20 protein-coding genes are annotated in these 20,240 nt (G+C 60.7%); 6 read left to right on the top strand and 14 right to left on the bottom strand.

The genetic code is table 11. From position 1 onward, the window contains the following. Positions 1 to 144: 144 nt before the first annotated feature. The 5 genes from glnA to JQN68_RS10510 all read right to left on the bottom strand — a co-directional run bounded on the left by glnA (position 145) and on the right by JQN68_RS10510 (position 5,854). The gene (gene glnA, locus JQN68_RS10530) at positions 145 to 1,554 is read right to left on the bottom strand and encodes a type I glutamate--ammonia ligase (protein WP_225073057.1); all 1,410 of its coding nucleotides are present in this window, start codon (positions 1,552 to 1,554) and stop codon (positions 145 to 147) included. 77 nt (positions 1,555 to 1,631) lie between these two features. After that, a complete protein-coding gene (locus JQN68_RS10525) occupies positions 1,632 to 1,970 on the bottom strand; it encodes a P-II family nitrogen regulator (RefSeq protein WP_225073056.1) in 339 nt (112 codons plus the stop codon). Between the two features lie 418 nt (positions 1,971 to 2,388). Continuing rightward, positions 2,389 to 2,913: a ferredoxin domain-containing protein gene (locus tag JQN68_RS10520; RefSeq protein WP_225073055.1), complete on the bottom strand. Its 525-nt coding sequence runs from the start codon at positions 2,911 to 2,913 to the stop codon at positions 2,389 to 2,391. Between the two features lie 71 nt (positions 2,914 to 2,984). Continuing rightward, positions 2,985 to 4,367 carry a GTPase gene (locus JQN68_RS10515; protein ID WP_225073054.1) on the bottom strand — a complete coding sequence of 461 codons (1,383 nt, stop codon included), beginning with the start codon at positions 4,365 to 4,367 and terminating at the stop codon, positions 2,985 to 2,987. Continuing rightward, entirely contained in the window at positions 4,364 to 5,854 is a 1,491-nt protein-coding gene (locus tag JQN68_RS10510) for an aldehyde dehydrogenase family protein (protein WP_225073053.1), read from the bottom strand. Before JQN68_RS10510 ends, JQN68_RS10515 begins: the two co-directional genes overlap by 4 nt. Before the next feature lie 182 nt (positions 5,855 to 6,036). Here JQN68_RS10510 and lpxA point away from each other — a divergent pair, with 182 nt between their 5' ends. After that, positions 6,037 to 6,834 carry an acyl-ACP--UDP-N-acetylglucosamine O-acyltransferase gene (gene lpxA, locus JQN68_RS10505; RefSeq protein WP_225073052.1) on the top strand — a complete coding sequence of 266 codons (798 nt, stop codon included), beginning with the start codon at positions 6,037 to 6,039 and terminating at the stop codon, positions 6,832 to 6,834. A 113-nt stretch (positions 6,835 to 6,947) separates the two neighbouring features. Here the strand turns inward: lpxA and JQN68_RS10500 are convergent, their stop codons facing one another. Continuing rightward, entirely contained in the window at positions 6,948 to 7,439 is a 492-nt protein-coding gene (locus tag JQN68_RS10500; protein WP_225073051.1) for a ferritin-like domain-containing protein, read from the bottom strand. Positions 7,440 to 7,571: 132 nt separating this feature from the next. Here JQN68_RS10500 and JQN68_RS10495 point away from each other — a divergent pair, with 132 nt between their 5' ends. After that, the gene (locus JQN68_RS10495; protein WP_225073050.1) at positions 7,572 to 7,943 is read left to right on the top strand and encodes a hypothetical protein; all 372 of its coding nucleotides are present in this window, start codon (positions 7,572 to 7,574) and stop codon (positions 7,941 to 7,943) included. Positions 7,944 to 7,968: 25 nt separating this feature from the next. Here JQN68_RS10495 and JQN68_RS10490 read toward each other — a convergent pair whose 3' ends face one another. Then, positions 7,969 to 8,625: a GNAT family N-acetyltransferase gene (locus JQN68_RS10490; RefSeq protein WP_225073049.1), complete on the bottom strand. Its 657-nt coding sequence runs from the start codon at positions 8,623 to 8,625 to the stop codon at positions 7,969 to 7,971. A 198-nt stretch (positions 8,626 to 8,823) separates the two neighbouring features. Here JQN68_RS10490 and cooS point away from each other — a divergent pair, with 198 nt between their 5' ends. Genes cooS through JQN68_RS10475 form a run of 3 tightly spaced genes read left to right on the top strand, consistent with a single transcriptional unit; the run spans position 8,824 to position 12,451 of the window. Beyond that, positions 8,824 to 10,716 (top strand): anaerobic carbon-monoxide dehydrogenase catalytic subunit, encoded by a 1,893-nt coding sequence (cooS, locus tag JQN68_RS10485; protein ID WP_225073048.1) that lies wholly within the window; start codon positions 8,824 to 8,826, stop codon positions 10,714 to 10,716. After that, positions 10,713 to 11,216: a 4Fe-4S dicluster domain-containing protein gene (locus tag JQN68_RS10480; protein ID WP_225073047.1), complete on the top strand. Its 504-nt coding sequence runs from the start codon at positions 10,713 to 10,715 to the stop codon at positions 11,214 to 11,216. The genes cooS and JQN68_RS10480 overlap by 4 nt, the downstream gene beginning before the upstream one ends. After that, positions 11,213 to 12,451 (top strand): NAD(P)/FAD-dependent oxidoreductase, encoded by a 1,239-nt coding sequence (locus JQN68_RS10475; protein WP_225073046.1) that lies wholly within the window; start codon positions 11,213 to 11,215, stop codon positions 12,449 to 12,451. Before JQN68_RS10480 ends, JQN68_RS10475 begins: the two co-directional genes overlap by 4 nt. Positions 12,452 to 12,518: 67 nt before the next feature. Here JQN68_RS10475 and JQN68_RS10470 read toward each other — a convergent pair whose 3' ends face one another. From JQN68_RS10470 to JQN68_RS10440, 7 genes are all read right to left on the bottom strand, one after another. Then, on the bottom strand, positions 12,519 to 13,067 hold the full coding sequence (locus JQN68_RS10470; protein WP_225073045.1) for a chromate transporter: 549 nt from the start codon (positions 13,065 to 13,067) through the stop codon (positions 12,519 to 12,521). Next, positions 13,064 to 13,630, bottom strand: a complete 567-nt coding sequence (locus tag JQN68_RS10465; protein WP_225073044.1) for a chromate transporter — start codon at positions 13,628 to 13,630, stop codon at positions 13,064 to 13,066. The genes JQN68_RS10470 and JQN68_RS10465 overlap by 4 nt, the downstream gene beginning before the upstream one ends. 230 nt (positions 13,631 to 13,860) lie before the next feature. After that, complete coding sequence (locus JQN68_RS10460; RefSeq protein WP_249621179.1) at positions 13,861 to 14,829, bottom strand: calcium/sodium antiporter; 969 nt, start codon at positions 14,827 to 14,829, stop codon at positions 13,861 to 13,863. Between the two features lie 14 nt (positions 14,830 to 14,843). Next, complete coding sequence (locus JQN68_RS10455; protein WP_225073042.1) at positions 14,844 to 16,229, bottom strand: TIGR04283 family arsenosugar biosynthesis glycosyltransferase; 1,386 nt, start codon at positions 16,227 to 16,229, stop codon at positions 14,844 to 14,846. Further along, a complete protein-coding gene (locus JQN68_RS10450; RefSeq protein ID WP_225073041.1) occupies positions 16,226 to 17,743 on the bottom strand; it encodes a mercuric reductase in 1,518 nt (505 codons plus the stop codon). Before JQN68_RS10450 ends, JQN68_RS10455 begins: the two co-directional genes overlap by 4 nt. Continuing rightward, positions 17,740 to 18,462, bottom strand: a complete 723-nt coding sequence (locus JQN68_RS10445) for a TVP38/TMEM64 family protein (protein WP_225073040.1) — start codon at positions 18,460 to 18,462, stop codon at positions 17,740 to 17,742. Before JQN68_RS10445 ends, JQN68_RS10450 begins: the two co-directional genes overlap by 4 nt. Then, on the bottom strand, positions 18,459 to 19,313 hold the full coding sequence (locus JQN68_RS10440) for an MYG1 family protein (RefSeq protein WP_225073039.1): 855 nt from the start codon (positions 19,311 to 19,313) through the stop codon (positions 18,459 to 18,461). Before JQN68_RS10440 ends, JQN68_RS10445 begins: the two co-directional genes overlap by 4 nt. A 174-nt stretch (positions 19,314 to 19,487) precedes the next feature. Between JQN68_RS10440 and JQN68_RS10435 the strand changes: the two genes are divergently transcribed. Then, a complete protein-coding gene (locus JQN68_RS10435; protein WP_225073038.1) occupies positions 19,488 to 20,138 on the top strand; it encodes a metallophosphoesterase family protein in 651 nt (216 codons plus the stop codon). Positions 20,139 to 20,240: the final 102 nt, after the last annotated feature.

Here is a 20,240-nt window from a genome sequence, read left to right as displayed (position 1 = left end):
GACCGTATAATGAAGTGGGATGAAAATCAGGCTGAAGGCTGAAGGCTGAAGGCTGAAGGCTGAAGGCCAATATGGAATCGTTGATAAGCCGAATTCTACCGAAAACGGCCCCCGGGAATCCGGGGGCCGTTTTTTTCGAGGCGCTTAGCAGTCGTAGTAGAGAGCGAATTCCAGGGGCACCGGACGCATGCGGACCGGATCGACCTCGGATTCGGTTTTGTAGCGAATCCACTTGTCGATGACGTCTTCCGTGAACACATCGCCCTTGAGCAGGAAGGCGTGGTCTTCCTTGAGGCAAGCGAGGGCTTCTTCCAGGCTCCCGGCGACGCTCGGAATGGTCGCCAGTTCTTCCGGCGGCAGACCGTAGATATCCTTGTCCAGAGGCTGACCCGGATCGATCTTGTTCTCGATGCCGTCGAGACCGGCCATGAGGATGGCGGACATGCACAGGTAGCCGTTGCTGGACGGGTCAGGCGTACGGTACTCAACCCGCTTCCCTTTCGGGCTTGAAGCCTGGGGAATACGCAGGGCCGCCGAGCGGTTGCGGCTGGAGTAGGCCAGGTTGACCGGCGCTTCGTAGCCCGGCACCAGGCGCTTGTAGGAGTTGGTGCTGGGATTCGTGAAGGCGCACAGGGCCTTGGCATGCTTCATGATGCCGCCGATGAAGTACATGGCGGTCTTGGACAGTCCGGCATAGCCGTCACCGGCGAAGGTGTTGGCGCCGTCCTTCCAGATGGAGACATGGCAGTGCATACCGCTGCCGTTGTCGCCGAACAGGGGCTTGGGCATGAAGGTGACGGTCTTGCCGTTGCGTACCGCCACGTTCTTGATGATGTACTTGAACCACTGCAGGGTGTCGCCGGTGTTGACCAGGGAGTCGAATTTGAAGTCGATTTCGCACTGGCCGCCGGTGGCCACTTCGTGGTGGGCCGCTTCGATGTGCATGCCGACGCTCTGGCAGACCTGGACCATTTCATTGCGCAGATCGACCAGGGAGTCCGTCGGCGCGCAGGGGAAGTAGCCTTCCTTGTGGCGCGGCTTGTAGCCCAGGTTGGGGAACTCTTCACGGCCGGAGTTCCAGATACCTTCGCTGGAGTCGACGCTGTAGAAGGACTGGTTGCAGCTGGAATCGAAACGCACGTCGTCGAAGATGAAGAATTCCGGTTCCGGGCCAAAGAAAACGGTATCGCCGATACCGGTGGACTTCAGGTAGGCTTCGGCTTTCTGGGCGATGAAGCGCGGATCGCGGGTATAACCTTCTTTGGTGATGGGGTCAAAGATGTTGCAGATCAGGCTCAGGGTCGGAACCTTGATGAAAGGATCGAGTTTGGCCGTGGCCGGATCCGGAACGATGGCCATGTCGCTGTTGTGAATCGGCTGCCAACCGCGAATCGAAGATCCATCGAAGCCCAGACCGTCTTCAAAGGTGTCCTCGCTCAGTTCGCAGACGGGTACAGTCACATGCTGCCAAACGCCGATGAAATCCAGAAACTTGTAGTCCACCATCTGGATGTTCTTCTCTTTGACAAACTCCATTACCTGTTTTGGTGTCATGACTTCTGCTCCTCGCTGAAAGTTTCCCCGGCTTGATTAGGGGCGTTCGAATTGTGTCGATGACGTTTCCGCCGGCTCTAGAGGGCTTCCTCCCCGCTTTCGCCCGTGCGGATGCGAATGACTTCCTCTACCGGCATGACGAAAATCTTGCCGTCCCCGATGCGACCGGTACGCGCCGCCTCGGCGATGGTTTCGATGATCTTGGCGACCATATCGTCACCGGCAATAATCTCGATTTTAATCTTGGGGATAAAATCCACCACATATTCGGCGCCACGGTACAGTTCCGTATGGCCCTTCTGACGTCCGAAACCCTTGACCTCGGATACGGTCAGACCCTGAACTCCGATTTCATTCAAAGCTTCCTTGACTTCATCCAGCTTGAACGGCTTTATAATCGCTTCGATTTTTCGCATTGAATCAGCCTCCTGTAAACGGTACATGCGCACCCGGGGTTTTGCCGTCACATCATTGAGGCCTGCAAAAGCGGCATCCTGCCACTCCTGACGGGCGCCCGGCTGTTTACGGCAACAAACAAAAGCAAGCTTCTTGCCAACTTTGAATTTTTCCGTTTTTAAAACGGAAGCAATTGAAATAATTGATGATTTTATTTCACACAAGAGCTATTTGATTGCCACCACAAATCTATCCATACACAAAGAGATTAATTATTAGGCAATTCGCCAGGCAATATGCATAACATTTGCACACATCGCAGGTCCCTGCCCACCTTCCACCTTCCACCTTCCACCTTCCACCTTCCACCTTCCACCTTCCACCTTCCACCTTCCACCTTCAGCCTTCAGCCTTCCGCCTTCCGCATTCAGCCTTCAGTTACTTACGATCAAAAAAGGGGTTCTTCCCCGTCGCCGAGAGGGGCAGACCATAGGCCTGAACAATATCCGCCCCCAGCAGGCCCAACTCGATGGCGGCTTTGCCGGCGGAATAAAGAATGCGATTGTCGATGCGCAAATCCGCGGCCCGACTGACCGCGGACCCCAGGGCAATACCCAGATCGCCGCTGTTGAAGGCGCAGATCCCGCCGGCCTGCTGCAGGGCCATGCAATCGGCAAAACCGCAATATCCGCAGTTCGGCAAGCCCATGGGAGCCGAACGGGTGCCGAACAGGACCAGCACTTCGGCCTCATCCACATTGCCCGCATCACGGCGGAAAAAGGCCACCTCATCCCGATCGGCGATGAAGCGCATGCGGGCCGCGAGTTCTACCTTCTCGGCCCCCGTGACAATGGCGGTGGTCAGCAGATCCCGGCCCCGGCCTTTCGGCGCGGTCCGGGCGGCAATGCACAGCAATTGTGCAGCCTGCCGCAAGGCATTGATTTCATCGTTGAGAACCAGCATGCACACACCTTTGAAAGAGGATTCGTGGTTAAATTCGGATGGCCGGATTGCGTTGTCTCCTGTATCTCGGCTCAACGCGCGGCAAAAGGCGGGGCCTTTTCGCCAGACCGCCCAACCCGGTCCAGCACTGCGCGGGCCAAGGCGTCTCCATCCAGTTCGACAAATTCATAGTGAACCATGTGCAGAGGCTTGGCCAAGGACAGCAAGCGGCGCAGATCGACAGGCGTGGCGCACAGAATCAGATCGCAGGGCACCGCCTCCAGGGTCGCTGCCAAATCCAGCAGTTGTTCCCGGCTGTAACCCATGGCCGGCAAGACCGGCCCGAGATGGGGATAATCCTCAAACACGCGACGCAGACTGCCGACGGCAAAGGGCCGCGGATCCACCAGTTCCGCGGCACCGAAGCGCCGTGCCGCCACCACCCCGGCGCCGTAGGCCATGCCACCGTGGGACAGGCTCGGGCCATCCTCCACCACCAACACCCGCCGTCCGGCAATGGACGCAGCCTCCCCAACCGCAACGTCCAGGTCTCCTCGCAGGGTGACACAGCCCGGTCGAAACCGGCGAACATGGCGCTGCACCACATCGATGGCGGCCCGGTCGGCACCACCGGACTTGGCCAGCACCACCACATCGGCCAGCATCAGGTTGACCAGGCCCGGATAATAGCTTCGCTCGTCGCCGGGACGCAAGGGGTCAGCCAGTACAATCTGCAGATCAGGATGGAAAAAAGCCGCGTCGTTGTTGCCGCCGTCCCAGATCAGCACATCCCCCAGTCGTTCCGCTTGCTCCAGCACGGCCTGGTAATCCACGCCGGCCAGAACCGGGACCCGCAACCGGATCAGCGGTTCGAATTCCTCCCGTTCCTCGATGGTCGCATCCCATCGGTCGAGATCGGTCAACGCCCGGAACACCTGGACGTCCTTACCCTCCAGCTCCCCGTAGGCCATGGGGTGACGCACCACCACCGGTCGATAGGCAGCGTCCTGCAATACCCGACACAGGTAGCGGGACAGAGGGCTTTTGCCGCAACCGGTGCGCACGGCGCAGACTGCCACCACCGGTCGGCGGGCTTTCAATTGAGTATGCCGCGGGGCAATGAGACGAAAATCGGCACCGGCCGCCAGAACCGCCGAGGCTTTTTCCATGAGTTGCTGGTGAGGCACATCGCTGTAGGAAAACACCACCTCATCAACCGCCTGGTCGGCGATTAACCGGGCCAGTTCTTCTTCGCCGAGAATCGGGATGCCCTCCGGATAACGGGCTCCGGCCAGGGAGGCGGGATAGCGCCGCCGGGACTGGAAAGGAATCTGTGCGGCCGTGAAGGCCACCACCTCGACTTCGGCACAGTGCCGATAAAGCACGTTGAAGTTGTGAAAATCGCGGCCGCCGGCACCGGCAATGACCAGGCGCCGGGCGCCGCCGGGACGTCCGCCTGCATCGGGCGAACTCATTCGATATCGATTTGGGCTCGCTGCAAACGCCCGCTGAAGTCCCGATAAACCACCTTGATCCGGGAAAAGAAATCGATGGCACCCATGCGACCGCCGGCCTCGGGATGCCCCGAACCGGAATACCTGAAACCGCCGAAGGGCAACTGTATTTCAGCACCGATGGTACTGGCGTTGACATAGACCAGACCCGATTCCAATTCCTGTTCGGCCCGGGCGGCGCGATTGACGTCGCGGGTATAGATGGCGGAAGACAAGCCGTAGCGGGTACTGTTGACCATGTCTACCCCGGCTTCGAAGGATGAGCACCGCATGACCGCCACCAGGGGGCCGAAAATCTCCTCCTGGGCGATACGCATGGACGGTTTGACCTCGGAAAAAACCGTCGGTTCCATGAAATTACCCAAGGCCAACTCGCCGCCGCCGGCGCGCCCGCCGCCGCATTGGAGCTTGGCCCCCTCCTCCTGCCCGATGCGGACATAGTTCAAGGCCTTGTTCAGGGCCCGCTGGTTGATCAGCGGTCCGACCTGGGTGTCCGACTGCAAGCCATCACCGAGGCGCAAAGCCCGGGCCGCCTTCACCAGCATCTGCAGGAAGCGGTCATGCACCGCTTCATGAACGATGACCCGACTGGCGGCCGTACAGCGTTGTCCGGTGGTGCCGAAACCACCCCACAGCACACCATGCAGGGCCAGCTCCAGGTCGGCATCTTCCATGATCAAAATGGCGTTCTTGCCGCCCATTTCCTGGGCCAGGGGCCGGTGCAACGGGGCCAGCTTGGCTTCCAGTTCCCCACCCACGGCGCAGGAACCGGTAAAGGACACCAGCGCCACGTTGGGATGAACCGCCAAAGCGTCGCCGGCCAACTCGCCCCGTCCCATGACCAGGTTCAGCACTCCCGGAGGCAAACCGGCTGCTTCGAGAATCCGGACAAATTCCACGGCGCACCGGGGCGAATCCGAGGACGGTTTCAGCACCGCCGTATTGCCGCAGATCAGAGCCGCGAACACCTTCCACGAAGGAATGGCGACGGGAAAGTTCCAGGGCGTGATCAAGGCGGCCACCCCATGGGGAACCCGGATGGACTTGCCGTCCTTGTCGGGCAGTTCACAGGGCACCGTTTCGCCGATCAGGCGTCGTCCTTCACCGGCCATGAAATAAGCCATGTCGATGGCTTCCTGGACATCCCCCAAGCCTTCAGCCAGGACCTTGCCCATTTCCAGGGTGACCAGACGTCCCAATTCCGGCTTTTTCCGGCTCAGGATTTCCGCCGCCCGGAACAGCACCTCCGCCCGGCGCGGTGCCGGCATGCGCCGCCAGCGCGGAAAGCTCTCCGCCGCGGCGGCCACCGCCCGGTTGACATCATTCCGATCCGAAAGAGGATAACGCGCCACCACCTCGGTGGAGCGGGCCGGATTGACACTTTCGCCGTAATCGCCGCTACCCGGCGGCAGCCATTGACCACCAATGAAATTATGCAGAATTTCCATGCCTCACCTCCTCTGCCCTCCAGCTTATCAGGTCTGGCCCCCCTTTCAATGCAACCGCTGCCGAGCCGCGGAAAATCCTTGAACGCCGTAAATTGCTGGGGCATGATAGGGGCTGCCTCAAGGCCGAAGGTCGGTCCCATGGCCCGGTTCTGTCATCCACCCCAGCCCATAACGGTTCAGGCATGCCTCGTATCCACCCATCAGCTTTTGTCGATCCCTCGGCGATTCTGGCCGATCAGGTCGAAATCGGACCCAATGTCTTCATCGATGCCGAGGTCACCATCGGCGACGGCACCCGTATCATGCATGGTGCCCATATCGGCCGTTGGACGACCCTCGGCAGCGGCAACACGGTCTATCCCTACGCGGTGGTCGGCCAGGACCCCCAGGATGTCGGCTATCACGGCGAACAAGCCTTTACCGTCATCGGCGACGGCAACATCATCCGCGAAGGCGTGACCATCCACCGCGGCAACCGCGAAGGCACCTCGACGGTCATCGGTCATGGCAACTATTTCATGGTCAACAGCCATGTCGCCCACAACTGCCGCATCGGCAACCATGTCATTCTGGTCAACGGCTGCCTGCTGGCCGGTCATGTCGATGTCGACGATCGCGCCATCATTTCCGGCAACTGCCAGATTCACCAGTTTGTGCGCATCGGTACCCTGGCCATGATGCGCGGCGGGTCCTCGGCCACCAAGGACGTTCCTCCCTTCTGCGTCAACGACCGCATGAGTTGTCTGCGGGCCGTCAATGTCGTCGGCCTGCGCCGCAACGGCTACGATCCGCAACGCATCCGCGCCATCAAAAACGCCTTCAAAACCCTCTTTCTGTCCGGTCTGCGCCTGGAAGCGGCTCTGCAGGAACTGGAAACCCGTGCCGATGCCGACGACGATGTGCGCCTGCTGGTCGATTTCATCCGCGCCAGCAAACGCGGCGTGGGCAGCGGAAGAAAATCCGGCCAGAGCGGCGAATGACGGTCCGGATGGCAAGGTATTTACGGTGCGCAGGGCCATGGGTTGGCAGGAAAAGCGAAGGGGTTTGAGTGTGAACTCAAACCCCTTCTCCATGGCCAATCATCAATTGGCGGTCAGCCGCCCCAAGGCATCCCGGCGTATTCCTCGAAAGCTTTGTCATGATATTGCCTGAACAGGCTTTCGTGACTGCGCTCCCAGTTGGCCAGCATCTTCAGGGCCTCTTTAGCTTCTCCCTCGGCCCGGTCGGCGGCTTTCTCGTAAAACTCGGCAAAATCCCGTTCGATGAGATAGGCCATGCGCAATACGGGCAGGTCCGGCACCATGGACTCGAGCACCGTGCTGTCCAGCGCTTCGGTGGCCGCCCGCTGGGAGAAAAATCCTTCGTTTTCCAGATCCTTGCCCAGGGCCAGGCTGGGCGGGATGCCCTGCTTGATCTGTTCGATCTGATTCTGAATGAAATCGATATGCTTCTGCTCCTCCTTGGCCAGGTTCTTGAACGCACCAACGGCTGCGGCATGGCTCAATCGTCCGGCGTTCTCCTCAAAAAAGCGTTTCCCCTCATACTCCCGCTGCAATGCATACTGGTATACTTTTAACATATCCATGAGCAATCCCCTTTTCGAAAGCGTTTCCAGGTTGGCAATTTTCATAGCCTAACCCAGGATTGAACCTTGTCAACGTGACGGTGTCTTCCGCTTCGAGTGAAAACAGAACCCATTCAAGGAGAAAACATCCCCATGCAACCTGCAAAATGGACCGGTTTGATGACTGTAATCCTCTTCTTCCTGACGGCTTGCGATTACCTCCCCTTCGGCTATACGGCCATCGGAGACATCCACCAAAGCCCCGGTCGTTTCGAAGGCTCGGAGGTAAAGATCAAAGGCACGGTCACGGATATCAGCAAATTGCCCTTGCTGGAGATCAAGACCTTCACCGTACGGGACAACAGTGGGGAAATTGCCGTAGTCACCGAGCAGACCCTCCCGGCCATCCATGATTTCATTGCCATCCGGGCGACGGTCAAGACGACGGCCATTATCGGCGGACAGACTTTCGGCCTGCGATTGCACGAAATGGAACGATTGCCGTTGCCGCGAGTGTTTAACTGAAAATATAGTCGAAAACAAAGTCCGTTCAAGCCAATGATTTATGCCATTCGTTGATTTTTTTGCCATGGTAGGTGTTGGTTTTGATGAACTTGGCGCCAATCCTTCCATATAAGCGATTGGCTTTTAGGTTGGAGTATTCTGTAAGAATGAGATAGGTATTATTGACATTGTTTTCCTTGAAAAATTTTTCAATTTTTTCAAGAAACCTCCTGCTTAAGTGCTGCCCACGATATTGGGGAGCAATCGCAATCACCATCAGTTCCGCTTTTGGAAAGCCCTTTTCATTGTTGTTCGTTTCATCGATGTTGAAAAATCCACTCAGTATCCAATGAATTGTTTTTAGGGACAGAATTCTTACATTCGCTGCACAAAACAATTTAACCTTCAGAATTAAAGTTAGTTTTCTTGATTGGGTTCGGTCAAGCGTGGCGATGGATACGCCAGCCAAATTATTCATCGCATCAAAGACTGCATAGCAACAGGACAAAGGTTTTTTTGCGATATGCTCGTAGTACAACGCAGCGAAGGGAACTCCCAGGTGAGAAACTATTGAATTGGGAATGGAATCTGCTATCAAACGGGCAATCTCACGCCAGTGGTGTTTCTCCGGTGTTTTGAAAACCAAGCTTTCCATCAATTTTTTTAGCCCGCAACGGACACCTCCTTGGCTTGCAGTATACATCTGCCGAAGCACTCCGCACGAAAAATCCTCATTTCGCCCATGGACGCGCCCTCCCCTTTACTCCCTTGGAAAAAATTTGCCTCAAGTCAAAAAATCCGGTTGACAAGCGAGCCCTAATATATTACCAATTTCGTTATCATTACTGATTTGGTCATAATTGACTGTAAAGCCCATCACTCAACCAACCGGAGGGAAACCATGCCACACTGCAAGTCCGCCGACACCTGTCTGTCCCACTACCTGGAAAGCCGAACCGATATCAATACCGCCTTCGATCGCTTTGCCGAGCAACAGGTCAAGTGCGGTTTCGCTCAATTGGGGGTCTGTTGCCGCCTGTGTTCCAACGGTCCCTGCCGCATCACGCCCGACTCCCCCAAGGGGGTGTGCGGCGCCACCGCCGACGGCATTGTCGCCCGCAACTTTCTCCGCATGGTCACCGCCGGTGCCGGCTGCTACCTGCACGTCTGCGAAGCAACCGCGCGCCGCCTGAAGGCCATCGGCGAAGGCATCTCACCTGTGCCCATCCGTTCCAAACAGTCCCTGGATCAACTGGCCGCCATGCTCGGTATCGAAGCCAACACCACCGAGGAAAAGGCCAGGTTGGTCGCCGATGGAGTATTGGCCGACCTCTACAAACCGCGTCATGAAAAGATGGAACTGGTACAATTCCTGGTGCCCCAGGAGCGCCTCGACACCTGGAACCGGCTCGGCATCTTCCCGGGTGGCGCCAAGGCCGAGGTATTCGACGCTCTGGTCAAGACCAGCACCAACCTCAATACCGACCCCATCGACCAACTGCTGCACTGTCTCAACCTCGGCATCTCCACCGGCCTGTACGGCCTGACCATGACCAACCTCATGAACGACGTCATCATGGGCGAGCCGGAAATCCGCATCGCAGCCACCGGTTTCTCCGTCGCCGATCCCGATTACGTCAATATCGCCGTCAGCGGCCACAGCCATTCGGTTTTCGCCGGCCTCATCGCCTATCTGGAAACGGCTGCCGGGCAGGATGTGGGCCGGGCGGCCGGCGCCAAAGGGGTGCGCATCGTCGGCATGACCTGCGTCGGTCAGGACATGCAATTGCGGGCCGGGGCCAGCGGCACGGAAATTTTCTCCGGCCAGGCCGGCAACAACTTCACCCAGGAAGCCCTGCTCGCCACCGGCGCCGTCGACATGGTCATCAGCGAATTCAACTGCACCCTGTCGGGCATCGAACCCATCGCCGAAGCCAAGCAGATCAAACTGGTGTGCCTGGATGATGTCGCCAAGCTGACCAGTTCGGAACTGCTGGCGGACATCCCGGGGCAGGAGCGGGAACTGGCGCAAAAACTGACGCGGATGGCCGCCGATCAGTACCGGCAGCGCCGTGCTCCGGGGTCCGAAAAGATCCGGATCGACCTGCCCCGGCACGGCCACCAGGACGTGGTCACCGGCGTCAGCGAAAAGTCCCTGGTCCAATTCCTCGGCGGCTCCCTGCAGCCCCTGGTCGACCTGGTGGCCGGCGGCCGCATCAAAGGCGTGGCGGCGGTCCTGGGCTGTTCCAATCTGGCCGAAGGCGGTCACGACGTAATGACCGTCAACCTGACCCGCGAGCTGATCCAGCGCGACATCCTGGTACTCTCCGCCGGCTGCACCACCGGCGGCTTGGCCAACTGCGGCTTCTGTTCCCCGTCGGCCAAGGACTGGGCCGGCCCCGGCCTGAAAGGGGTCTGCGAAGCTCTGGGCATTCCCCCGGTGCTCAATTTCGGCCCCTGCCTGAGTATCGGTCGCATCGAGATGGTGGCCAAGGCCCTGGCCGAAACCATGGGGGTCTCCCTGCCGCAGCTGCCGGTGGTGATCAGCGCGCCCCAGTGGCTGGAGGAACAGGCTCTGGCGGACGGTTGTTTCGGCCTGGCTCTGGGGCTGACCCTGCACCTGGCCCAGGCGCCGCCGGTAACCGGCTCGCCGCTGATCACCAAGGTCCTCACCGAGGATTTGCCCAACCTGACCGGCGGCCGGTTGTTCATCGAAGCCGATCCGGTAAAAACGGCGGAGCTGATGGAAGGGATTATCCGCGACAAACTGCAGGCCTTGGGGGTGGCGGCATGAAACGGAAGATCATCGACTGCGAAAAATGCGTCGGCTGCAAGAACTGCGAACTGGCCTGCATGGTGGTTCACAGCCCGGACGAAAACCTCCACCAGGCTTACCGGGAGGGTGGCATGGCGGCAGTCCGCGCCCGCTGCAAAATCGAGCTTACTTCCGGCGGCCGGCTGTTCCCGGAACATTGCCGCCATTGCCGGGAGGCGCAGTGCCTGCAGGCTTGCATGAGCGGCGCCCTGAGCCGCAACGAGCAGGACTTTGTCGTCTGCGATGCGGAAACCTGCGTCGGCTGTTTCATGTGCGTGATGAGTTGCCCCTTCGGCGCCGCCCGCCCCGCTACGGCCGGCGACCGCGTGATGGTCAAATGCGACGGCTGCAGTGACCGGACCTTTCCGGCCTGCGTCGAAACCTGTCCCACCGCCTGTCTGACCCTGGGTGAAGAGGCCGGACAGGACGATGGCGTGGTCTATGTCAACCCGCCCCAACCACGGGAGGCCTGCGGATGAGACACCTGATAATCGGCAACAGCGCCGCCGGCACGGCGGCGGCGGAAGCAATCCGCGCCAATCAGCCGCATGCGGAGATCACCATCCTGACCCGGGATGCCACATTTTACTCCCGCTGTCAGCTGCACCTGGTGGCCGGCGGGGTACGTCCTGCGGCCAAGACCAGCTTCGTGCCCGAAGATTGGGCACAGCGCCATGGCGTGGAGGTTCGCCTGGGCTGGGACGTTGTGGCCATCGACCCGTTGCGCAAGGAAGTAAGCTGCCGCAACGGTGATAGCCTGCCCTACGACCGCCTGCTGCTGGCTACCGGCGCCGGCAGCCTGACGCCGCCCATTGAAGGAGTTCGGGGCTCCGGGGTGTTCGGCTTGCGCAATCTGGAAGATGCTCAGGGAATTTTGCAGCGGGTGGGTAAGAGTCGCCATGTGGTGATCATCGGCGCCGGGTTGGTCGGTTGCGAGTTGGCGGAAACCCTGGCGGCCGGCGGCCATCCCTCGGTAAGCATGGTGGAAATGGCACCTCACCCCCTGCCCCTGCAACTGGAGATGACCATCGGCGCGCGTCTGCGCGATGTGATGTCCGACCACGGCATGGCCATGTTCTGCCGGGATTCCGTGGCCGCCGTGGAGCGGGACAGGGCCGGCCAACCCCGGGCGGTGGTCCTCAAATCGGGACGCGCCCTGCCCGCCGATCTGGTGGTCTGCGCCGCCGGGGTACGGGCCAATACCGACCTGTTCGCCGGTCTGGGGACCATCGGCCGCCGCGGCATCGTGGTCGATGCCGGTGGTCGCACCAGTGTACCGGATATCTTCGCCGCCGGAGATGTCACCGAAAGCTGCGACAGCACCATGGGCCGGGTCATGCCCAGTGCCATCTGGCCGGCGGCACGCCGCCAGGGTCGGGTGGCCGGCCTCAACATGAGCGGCGGCAGCACGACCCTCGAGGCTCATACCGGACTGAAAACCTCGGCGGTACTGTGCGGTACACCCCTGGTGTCTTTGGGGCCCGTCTTCGAACCGGATCCCGCCTGGCGCAAGGAGCTTTGCGAACATACGGACAGCCGCAACCGTCTGTGCAGCAAGGTCTGCTACACGGACTCGAATGGCGTCCTCAAGGCGGCCATCCTGTGGGGCGACATCAGTCAGGCCGGTCTTTACGCTGCAGCCATCATCCAGCAGCTCCCCTTGGGCGATTTGGCATTCGGCAGCGTGCCCGATTACCTGCTCAGAGCTGTGTGAAACCTGACCGGATAAAAAAGGCGGGCCACCGATCAAACTTTATCGGTGGCCCGCCTTTGCCTGGCCGTCAAAACACCGCCATACCCGCCAATCCCCCGGCAAGGATAAACAATACCGGATTGCCGTTGGTCTTCCAGTAGGCTGCCAGAAAAACCATAAACATTCCAATGGCTTTTACATCGACCGGCAGCGGCAGGCCGGTCGACCCACTGCCCCCCAGCGCTTCCGCCAGAATAAACCAGGTTACGGCGGCAATCATCCCGGCACTCACCGCCCGCAGCACGCCGAGGGCGTGCCGAACTCCGGACATATGCTGATAATGCTTGAGAAAACGGGCAATGAGCAGAATGATGATCAGGGACGGCGCCACCATGCCGGCGGTGGCGACCACGGCGCCCCCCACGGATGCGGTCTTGTAGCCGGCGTAGGTGGCCATGTTGATGCCGATGGACCCCGGCGTCGCCTGGGACACGGCCAGCATGTCGATGAATTCCTGGTGGCCGACCCAACCGACCCGGGACAGTTCGACCTGCAGCAGGGGCATGGCCGCCAGACCGCCGCCGATGGAAAACAGTCCGACCCGAAAAAAGACGACGAACAATTGCAGATAAATCACGCCGCCCCCTCCCGATACCAGGCCAGGAACAGGCCGAGGCATAGCGCCGCCAGGACAATCCAGATGGGCGACCAGTGCAGAACCGCGATGGCGACAAAGCTGACCGCCACCAGCAGCATGCGACCCACCGTCGGGTGCAGGGCCCGGATCATGCGCCCCAGCGTCACCACCAGCAGCACCGCCACCGTCACCCGGATACCGCGAAATGCCTGCTGCACCCAGAGCAGGTGTTCAAATTGCTGAAACAGCCCGGCAATCGCCACAATGCAGATCAGGGACGGCAGCACCATGCCCAGGGTGGCGAAGATTCCGCCCACCACCCCCGCCTGCCGATAACCGACAAAGGTCGCGGTGTTGATGGCGATGACGCCGGGGGTCGCCTGACCGATGGCGTAGTAATTGGCCATCTCCCGCGCCGTCAGCCAGCGTCGGACCTGCACCAGTTCCCGTTCCATCAGCGGCAGCATGACGTACCCGCCGCCGATGGAAAACAGGCCGATATGAAAGAAGACCTTGACCAGTTCGGCCAGGGCTTTCCAGGGGAAAGGCTTAGGGGAATCCACGGAAATCAGAGCTTTCGACGGAGAAAAATATCCGTCCATGTTAATGGAATGATGCCCGGATGTCGAAGATTTTCATTCATGCAACGGCGAACCGTTCATAACGGAGGGTCTCGCGCCCCTCACGCCGAGGGCCGCATGAACCCATCCCTGGGTCTTGACTGGCGCCATCCGGGCGCCAGACACCCTCGGCATGAAGAACGCGCAACCCTTTCTCCACGGTTGCTGAGTAGTCACCCAAAGGCATGGGTTACCAGATAGACCGTATAGCCGGCAAAACACGCCAGCAGAATCCCGCCTTCGAGACGATTGATGCGGCCCGGGCCGCGAAATCCGTAGCCGATGAGAAACAGGGCCAGGGTCAGCCCCCCCATGACCATCATGTCGCGGAGCAGGATTTCCCTTGCCGCCGCCATGGGTCTGACCATCCCGGCCACGCCGACCACCGCCAGAGTATTGAACAGATTGGAACCGAGGATGTTACCCAGGGCGATGTCGTGCTCGTTTTTACGCACCGCCAGCACCGATGAGGCCAACTCCGGCAAGGACGTTCCGACGGCCACAACCGTCAGGCCGATGATCAGATCGCTGACCCCGAAGCCATGGGCGATGGCCACGGCGCCCCAAACCAGGATGCGGGAACTGATGATCAGCAGCACCAACCCCAGCCCGGTCCAGCACAAGGCACGCCCGATAGGCATGGAGCGGGCTTCCAGTGCCTCCTCCATTTCCTGGCCAAGCTTGTCGGCACGCTGCTGAAGCCCCTCGCGGATGGTCCAGGCCATCAACCCGGAAAACACCACCAACAGCAGCAAGGCATCGAGGCGGCTCAACCAGCCGTCGCGAAGCTGCCAGGCAGCCAAGGCCGTCACCAGGGTCAAGACCGGCAATTCCTTACGCAACACCCGGGAGTGCACGGCAATGGGGCTGATAAGAGCCGTCAAGCCGAGAATCAGGGCGATGTTGGTGATATTGGAGCCGTAGGCATTGCCCAAGGCGATACCCGTGGTACCCTGAGCGGCGGCAAAAACCGAAACCACCATCTCCGGCATGGAGGTGCCGAAGCCCACGATGACCATGCCGATGAGCAGCGGCGGCATGCCGAAATGGCGCGCTGTTGCCGCCGAGCCTTCCACAAACCGATCGGCGCTCCATACCAGCAACGCCAAGCCCAGCAACACCCCCAGCAACGCCGTGACCATGGTTCCTCATTTTTTTATTGAGTGGATTTGGATTCCGAAGGCGCGCCGGATCTCTTCGAAGAACGGCCCTCGCGACGGCCGCCATAATATCCGGCGCGACGCAGCCAGGCAACAATGATTTCCGGTCCTATCCCGCAGGCATGGGCCAGCATTACCGCGCGGTGCAGCAGGGTGGTTTTGACGATTCCCAAGCGCTGCCAGCGGCGCGCCGAGGTCAATGCCGGCAGGGGCGACAACAGGATGCGGCCGCGGCGTTTCAGGCGCCGCACCAGCATCACATCCTCCAAAATCGGCGTTTCCGGAAAGCCGCCCAACTCCCGAAAGGTCGCCGCCCGCAGGAACAGGGCCTGATCCCCGTAAGGTTCCTGGAACAGTCGACAGCGCAGATTGGTCAACGATTCCACCAGCCGCAGCCCTGCGGAGCGCACATCCAGGCGTAGCCGAAAAGCACCGGCGACGGCGTTCCCACGGCCCATGGCCCCTCGGATCGCTTCGACATAACCGGCCGGCAACAAGGTATCGGCATGCAGAAACAACAGCAACCCGCCCCGGGCGATGCGGGCTCCGGCATTCATCTGGCGCCCTCTACCGGGCCTGGAAGCCACCACCCGGGCGCCCTGGGAAGCGGCCAGTTCACCGGTCCCATCGCTGCTGCCGCCATCCGCCACGATGATTTCGACTCCCGGCTCGCCCCACACCCGGGCCAGGGTCTCCCCGAGGCACTGTGCTTCGTTCAGCGTCGGTATGATGACGCTGATGAGCTCCGCTGCCGCCATGGGCGCCCGACCGGCAGCCTGCACCGCACGCCAAACCGGCAGATCCTCGGGCCGGTCCACATCCGACAACGGTTCCATGAGCTTGACGGTCAGGCCCTTGCCGTCGGCGATGCGGAGCGTTTCGGCTCGAACCCGGTCCGTGCCCCAGGCCACGCCCTGAAACAGTTCCGGACAGTCTTGCCGCAGGCCGATGAGATAATAACCGCCATCCAGGGCCGGACCCAGGACCAGCTGTCTTTCCGCCAATTCCTGAAAGGCCCGCCCCAAAAGATTCTCGTCCAGCTGCGGACAATCGCAGCCGATGAGAACCGCCGCCGGGCGTCCGGCCTGGAAAGCCGTGGCAAAGGCCTGGGCCATCCGCCGGCCCAGGTCGCCTTCCATTTGGCATTGATAGTTCAGATCGGGGCCGAGCCACCTCCGGAAATCCTCGGCCTGGCCGCCGGCATGATGGATTTCCATGTCCAGTCCCCCATCCCGCGCCGCGCGCCTGGCACATCGGACCGTGTGCAGGGTCATCTGCCGTTGCAACTCGGCCGCCCCCTCGGCGCCGAGGGCGGGAATAAGCCGGGTCTTGGTCCGGCCGGCCGCCGGCAGCCGGGTAAAAATCATCAACAGAGGGTTCATCGACGCCACGCCAGCCATCGACTTAATAGGAATCGGACCATGGGCGTCAGCCGTGACCGATTGTAAAGGTCCGCCGCCTGCCGGATGGCCTCCGCCTGGGTCGGATAGGGATGAATGGTGGCAGCCAGGTGCCGCAGCCTCAGGCCATGGGTCATGGCCTGGCTGAGTTGAGCAATCAGGTCGCCGGCGTTGGCCGCCACCACCGTGGCGCCGACCATGCGATCGCTGCCCTGGCGGACGTGGATGCGTACCAGGCCCTCGCTGCGCGCCTCGAGAACCGCCCGGTCCACTTCCGACAGCGGGCGGGTAAAAGTGTCGATGGCGACCCCCCGCTCGGCGGCTTCCTGGGGCGAGAGGCCGACCCGGGCAATTTCCGGATCCGTATAGGTGCACCAGGGAATGGTCAGGGCGCCGACCCGGGCCCGACCCGCAAACAGGGCGTTGCGCAGGACAATGCGGGCCATGAAGTCGGCGGCATGGGTAAACTGGTAGGACGAGCAGACGTCCCCGGCGGCATAGACCCGGGGGTTGCTGGTCTGGAGGAAGTCGTTGACCCCTACTCCCTGGTCGGAATAGGCGATGTCCGCCCGGTCGAGGTCGAGGCCTTCAAGGTTGGGGCGGCGGCCCGCCGCCACCAGCAGGCAATCCGCCGATTCATCGTAGGGATGGTCGTGGGAAGCCACCTGCAGGCGTATCCCCGCGGCCTCCCTGGACAACTGCAGGTCCTTGCCGCAGCACATCAGGCGCACGCCATCGCGCTCCAGGGCGGCCTGGATGATGCGCGCCGCCTCGCGTTCCTCGCGGGGCAGCAGACCATGGCGGTTCTCCACCAGCAGCACATCGGCGCCGAAGCGGGCAAAAGCCTGGGCCATTTCACAGCCGATGGGGCCGGCGCCGATGATGGCCAGGCGACGGGGCAGCTCCGTCAGGGAAAAGAGGGTTTCGTTGGTCAGAAAATCCAGTTCCGTCAGACCGGAAATGGCGGGAACCGCCGGCCGACTGCCGCTGGCGATGACCGCTTTGCTGAAGCGCAACCGCTCCTCCCCGACCGCCACGGTGTGCCGGTCCACGAACCGGGCGGTGCCGAAAAAGACATGGACCCCCATTTCCTGGAAGCGCCGCGCCGAATCGTGCGGCGCGATGGATGCCCGCAATCGCCGCATGCGCTCCATGACGGCGGCAAAATCGACCCGCACCGATCCATCGACCCGGACCCCGAAGGGATGGGCATCCCGCACCGCCGCCGCCACGCGCGCCGCGCTGAGCAGCGCCTTGGAAGGCACGCAACCGGCATTCAGGCAATCACCGCCCAGCAGATGGCGTTCCACCAAGGCCACCCTGGCACCGAGGGCCGCTGCACCGGCGGCACAGACCAGGCCGGCGGTACCGGCACCGATCACCACCAGGTTGTAGCGGTCGGCGGGTCGAGGATTACGCCAATCCGGGGGACGGACCAGGCCCGCGAGGTCCCGATTGAAATCGTCCCAAGGCTCGAGGTTGACGGGCGATCTCATGTTTCCTTCCCCTGATGCGGATCCGGAAGTGAAAACCGTCCCCGCAAGGCCTTGCGGGCCAAGCGGGTAACCAGCACGGTAACCGTGATGGTCGCCAGCAGGCCGAGTCCGTAATACAGCCACTCCAGAGGATTGCGCTGCGCTGGCGTGACGCCGACGGCGGCCAGTTCGCCGGCCAGGGATCCCAGATAGACGAACAGGACCGTACCGGGAAGCATGCCCAGCCAGGTAGCGCCAAAGTATTTCGGAAACGAAACCCCGGTCAGCCCGTAGGCGTAGTTGATCAGGTTGAAGGGAAAAGCCGGCGACATGCGCGTCAGCAAGACGATCTTCCAACCCTCCCGACCGACGGCCTCATCCATGGCCTGCAGGGCCTCCCGCCCGGCCATGCGCCGCTTCACCCAATCCCGGGCCAGGTACCGGCCGATGAGAAAAGCGCAGCCCGCACCTAGGGTGGAAGCAACGGACACCACTACGGTACCTTGGATCACGCCGTAGAGAAATCCGGCCGCCAGGGTCAGAATAACCCCGGGCAACATCAACACCGCAGCCAGGATATAAACCAGAACGAAAAGCAGAACCCCAAAAAGACCGGCAGTATCAATCCAGCGCAGCAGGTTGGAAAACAGCGGCTGCACATCGACCTGGCGGACGAGATAGTAGAGAACGCCGACAAGAGCGGCCACCGGCATGAGGCGCCACCATCTGCCAATTTTCATATTCCGAAGGATCTGGACTCAGCGTCGATGACCGCCCCGGCCGCCAATTGCAACACCTGCTCCTGAGGAATCCGCGTCCGGGTGGTGGCCACGAAACCGTTGGCATGCACAAAGCGGATTTCCGGACTGTTGGCCACCAACCGAAAATCCACCATGCTGTGATCGCCCAGGCGCAGCAACTCCCAGCCCTCACCCCGGACCGAGGGTGTGATGCAGATGGCGATGCGCTCATCGTCCAGGGAGCGCAGAAAAAGTTCCATGGACATCTTGGGTTGCTCCTCGATATGGCAGGTTACCGCCTTGAGATGCTTGACCTGGACGACCCGGGCTTCCTTCTTCAATCGCTCCAGTCTGGCGACCTTGAGCCCGATCATGGCGATGAATTCGCGCCCCAATTCCTGCATGAGCACGTATAGCAGGTTTTCCGGACCCAGGTCCCTCATCCGCGAAAATCGCGACAGGATGTGGCCTTCGATGGGCGAGGAAGAAGCAAACAGAACACTGCTGTCCACCCCCAGATGAGCCGCGGCTTTATGCGGCCCCTTGACATCCATCATGCTCATGAAAGGGTACCACTGAAACATCTGCATGGCATCCTCGTGATAACCGAGATGTTGCATGATAAGATGAAAAGCGCAAGGCAGGGACGAATCCTGGTGATGGTCGAAGTTGTGTCGCAGGGGATCGTATTCCATGCCGACATCAACCACATAGGTATCCCGATCCGCAAGATCCTCCGGCACGGGATCGCGTCTGAATACCTTGACATTGTCGTGGGTTGCCAGCAGCACACATACCGCCATGAAATCGTCACGGTGGGCATTTCCCGGATGAACGACTATCTGTTTCATGGATTATTCTTCAAACCTTTCCAATTTAAAACGGTGGTAAAATCAACACGTGCTGTCATCTTACCCCTTTTAAGATAAAATTTCAGCCTGCAGTCAAAGATCCGTAAAAATCGCCGGACGGCCCACGCCGCCAATCCGGCGCAATTCCACTGACGAGGGCGAGGGATCTTGGCAATGCCCGGTGCTGACCCGCACATATCAGGCAGGCTGCTGGCCGTCGGCGATATCCATGGCCAAGCGGAATTGCTGGCAAAGCTGCTCAAGCAGGTCGACCTCCAACCCGCGGATGTGGCGGTCTTCCTCGGCGACTACATCGACCGCGGACCCGATTCGCCCGGCGTCATCGACCAACTGCTCGAGCTGCAGGACCGGTTCCCGCAAACCGTCTTTCTCAAAGGCAACCATGAAGCCATGTTGCTGGACTACCTGGCCGGCCGCGAAACCCTGCTCTATCTCCTCAACGGCGGCGCCACCACCCTGGCCGGATACCATCGGGACAACCGGATCCACATCCCGCCACGCCATCTCGAATTTTTTCACAGCCTGCGTCTGTGGTACGAAACCGACGGCTTCATCTTTGTCCATGCCGGCCTCCGCCCCGGTTTGTCCCCGGAACAACAGAATCATCAAGATCTGCTTTGGATTCGAGAAGATTTTCTGGAATCGGATTTCGATTGGGGCAAAACCGTGGTCTTCGGTCACACTCCCTTGAAATCCCCCGCCTTTTCCGAGCACCGCATCGGCCTGGATACCGGCGCCGGACATGGCCGCGCCCTGACCTGCTGCGAGGTGCGGAACCGCAGGTGCTGGAGCGTAAATGGCTGAGGTGCAACCCCTGCAATTAATGGTAGATTTAGTACGGATTTTCACGACATAATGAGGTGCGAAATTCCACATCCGAACATACGGTTAATGCTTCATGTGACA

Source organism: Desulfuromonas sp. CSMB_57 (assembly GCF_020194955.2).
Classification (GTDB): Bacteria; Desulfobacterota; Desulfuromonadia; order Desulfuromonadales; family Syntrophotaleaceae; genus JAFCIY02.
Note: the sequence above shows the minus strand (reverse complement) of the source record. Positions and strands in the feature narration are given on the sequence as shown.